We start from the raw sequence: 3,185 nt of genomic DNA, 5'->3' as shown, positions 1-3,185 counted from the left end.
TGCGGTGGGCGGTGGAGCACGGTATCCGTCGCATCCACTACGGCCTCGCCGCCTACGAGGCCAAGATCGCGCGGGGCTGCCAACTGCGACCCCGCTGGGGCTGGTTCGCATTCCGAGGCGAAGGGGCCGACAAATTTCGAGAGGCTCTGACGCTGCAGTCGCGCAGCATCGAGCGGCGGCTGGAGTTGGTCGGCGCACCGGCAGTGGCCGTCCCGTCCCGGCGGCCTACCACCACCGAACCGAGAGCAGAACAATGAAACTGATCCCGACCAGCACCGTCTGGATGGATGGTGAATTCGTTGCCTGGGACCAGGCGCAGGTCCACGTGTTGACACCGAGTCTGCACTACGGCTGGGGTGTCTACGAGGGTATCCGAGCCTATGCGACTGACCGTGGTCCGGCCGTGTTCCGGCTACGCGACCACTTGCGGCGGCTGCACGACTCGGCGCGGGTGTACCTGCTGGACCCCGGATGGTCCGTGGACGAGCTCACCGAGATCTCGCTCGAGTTGCTGCGCCGCACCGGCTTGGACTCCGGCTATCTGCGCCCGATCGTCTACCTCGACTACGGTTCGATGGGCGTCGCGCCTGCGCTGGACAGCGCCCGCGTGGCCATCGCGGCCTGGCCGTGGGGTTCGTACCTCGGTGAAACCGCGGACGAGGAGGGCTGCCGCCTCGTCGTCAGCAGCTGGCAACGTAATGGAGTCCACTCGGTCCCGCCGCTGGCCAAGGCGACCGGCGCTTACGTCAATTCGGCACTGGCCAAGGTCGGCGCGCTGCGTGCCGGATACGACGACGCGCTGATGCTCACCTCCACCGGGCACGTGGCCGAAGCATCCGCCGCGAACATCTTCGCCATCCGTGACGGTGAGCTGATCACCCCGCCGGTCAGCGACAACATCCTGCCCGGCCTCACCCGCGACACCGTGATCACACTCGCCCGCGACCTGGGGATCACGGTCAGGGAGCAGAGCCTGACCAGAAGCGAACTCTATGTCGCCGACGAGGCGTTCCTCACCGGCACGGCCGCCGAGATGGTCCCGGTGGCGTCGGTCGACGACCGCCCGGTGGCGGCGGGCGGCTGCGGCCCGATCACCAAGCAGCTGCGCGACGTCTTCCACGACGTGGTCCGCGGGCGGGTGCCCACCTATCGTCACTGGCTGGAGTTCACATGAGCACGCGTTCACTTGCTTCGACTCCTCCCGAACAGGTCGCCGCGGAGTGGGACGCAGATGGCGTCGGAATCCTTGAGCGCGCCGTCGCCGGATCGGCAAGCAGGGCAGACCTGCTCGACGACAGCCCGAAGGCAACCGCTCGGCATGAGGAGATTGCCGACCGCGTGGTCGACGTCATGGCCGCCCGGGCCTGGCACGCCCTTCCACCGCCGTCGCATGGTCGCGCACGGAGGGTGGCCCGGCGCTGCGTCGCCTACTCGCTTGCAGCGGACACCGTCCGGGTCGACGGGAGCGCCGGCGCCCGGGCAGACTGTTGGGCCCTCACCACTCATGCGTTGGAACTGCTGACGATTCCCGAGCACTTCGACGCGGCGGCCAGGCGGTCGAGAGAACTACTCGGAGTGGCTCCCCACGGACGGTTGCTCGCGGCCTGGCGGATGGTGGACGACGGGCTCGAAGTTCTGGGCACCACCCGCCACGAATGGGTGGGCGCGGACCCCGCGATTGTCGCCGCCGCCGGATGGGTGCTGGTCGACCGGATCAGCCGGCTGCTCAACGGGGCGGCGCTGGTCGCACAGGCCGCTACAGCGGCGTCGGCTCCGACAACCGAACTGCTCGTGAACGCGGCCCGCCGGTACGCCTGGAACCACCTGCGCCGTCCGGCACCCGAGGCGGCCACGCCCACACATGTGCAACGTTCGGCCGATCTTGTGCACGCATTCTTGACGCCGGGGACCCTCCCGTGAACGCCGTCGTACGGCGGCTGGGTGGTGTGCTGCTTCCGGACAGTACGGCGGGCCGCACGCTGGCCGTCGGCGCCGGCATCGACTCGCTGGGCACCGGGATGTTCTTCGCGTCCTTCGCCCTGTACTTCGTCGGGGTGGTGGGGCTCACCGCGAACCAGATCGCCCTGGCGACCACGATCGCGGGTGCGCTTGCGCTGCTCGCCCCGGTGCCCCTGGGCAGGCTGGCCGACCGGGTGGGGCCGGGAGGGTTCTACGTCGCCCTTCTGTTAATGCGCGGTCTCGGCTACGGATGCTTCGCGCTCGTGTCCGACTTCACCACCTACCTGGTGCTCACCGTGTTGCTCACCGCGGCGGACCGAGCGAGCAGTCCGATCCAGCAGGCAGTCGTGACGGCCGTGATCGGAGGCCGCGACCGGACTCGGACGATGGCCACCATCCGTGCCGTCCGGAACGTGGGTCTCACCGCGGGGTTCCTACTGGCGGGCGTTGTCTTCGTGACAGGCACGTCCGCCGCGTTCACGGCGCTGTTCCTGGGCAACGGAATCTCCTTCGTGGCCATCGCGGTCGCCGTGCGGTTCGTACTCCGGACGACGGGAACGGTAGTACAGGGCCGATCTCTGTCCGCCGGACGCGAGTCGGCTCATATCGCGATGCGCTCACCATTCCGCGACTGGTGGTTCATGGTCTTCACCGTTGGCAACGGTGTCCTGTCGCTGTACGACACCGTTCTGATCGTTCTGCTTCCGATCTGGGTCATCGAGTACACCGATGTCCCACTCGCCTGGGTGCCGGTGCTGATGGCGGTCAACACCGTACTGACAGTGGTTCTGCAGGTATATGTCGCCCGCTTCGCCGAGGGCGCGACCGCAGCGGCCCGGCTCCTGACGTGGGCCGGAGGACTGATGGCCGCCTGCTGCGCTGCACTCGCCTTGGGCCAGCTGACCGCCACCACCTTCACCGTAATCGCCATTCTCTTTGCAGTCGTGGCACTTTCGATAGCGGAGAACATCCACTCCGTGGCGGCCTGGGAGCTGTCGGCCGAACTGTCCCCGCCGCCCGCCGTCGCCCGGTATCTCGGCGCCTTCAGCCTCGGCATGACCGGCCAGAAGGTGCTCGGCCCGACGCTTCTGGTCGTCGTTCTGTTGCCGACCGGGCTGATTGCGTGGCCTGTCCTGGCCGGAACGTTCGGGGCCGCCGCGTTGGTCTCCCGGACGGCAGCACGTCGCAGTCTCGCGGATCGCGCGCGGACGAGGGAACTCCCGGCC

At 68.4% G+C, this 3,185-nt stretch carries 3 protein-coding genes and 1 pseudogene; all 4 read left to right on the top strand.

Going from position 1 to position 3,185, the window contains the following annotated elements; genetic code table 11:
• Positions 1-257, top strand: a pseudogene (locus WAW17_RS03065) (GNAT family N-acetyltransferase); the annotation flags it as partial.
• Positions 254-1,174, top strand: coding sequence for a branched-chain amino acid transaminase (locus WAW17_RS03060; protein ID WP_422331546.1), 921 nt, complete (start codon positions 254-256; stop codon positions 1,172-1,174). The pseudogene WAW17_RS03065 and the gene WAW17_RS03060, both read left to right, overlap by 4 nt.
• A complete protein-coding gene (locus WAW17_RS03055) occupies positions 1,171-1,920 on the top strand; it encodes a hypothetical protein (RefSeq protein WP_422331545.1) in 750 nt (249 codons plus the stop codon). Before WAW17_RS03060 ends, WAW17_RS03055 begins: the two co-directional genes overlap by 4 nt.
• Positions 1,917-3,185: MFS transporter (locus tag WAW17_RS03050; RefSeq protein WP_422331544.1), on the top strand; the 1,269-nt coding region annotated here is incomplete at its 3' end. The genes WAW17_RS03055 and WAW17_RS03050, both read left to right, overlap by 4 nt.

This window comes from Rhodococcus sp. (in: high G+C Gram-positive bacteria) (assembly GCF_049286785.1).
In the GTDB taxonomy this organism is placed as follows: domain Bacteria; phylum Actinomycetota; class Actinomycetes; order Mycobacteriales; family Mycobacteriaceae; genus Rhodococcus_F.
The sequence above is the reverse complement of the archived record's forward strand: the minus strand, read 5'-3'. Positions and strand labels throughout refer to the sequence as shown.

Bases quoted from the DNA above. Each gene is read 5' to 3' on its own strand.
- WAW17_RS03060 (WP_422331546.1), top strand. From the start codon at position 254: ATGAAACTGATCCCGACCAGCACCGTCTGGATGGATGGTGAATTCGTT.
- WAW17_RS03055 (WP_422331545.1), top strand. From the start codon at position 1,171: ATGAGCACGCGTTCACTTGCTTCGACTCCTCCCGAACAGGTCGCCGCG.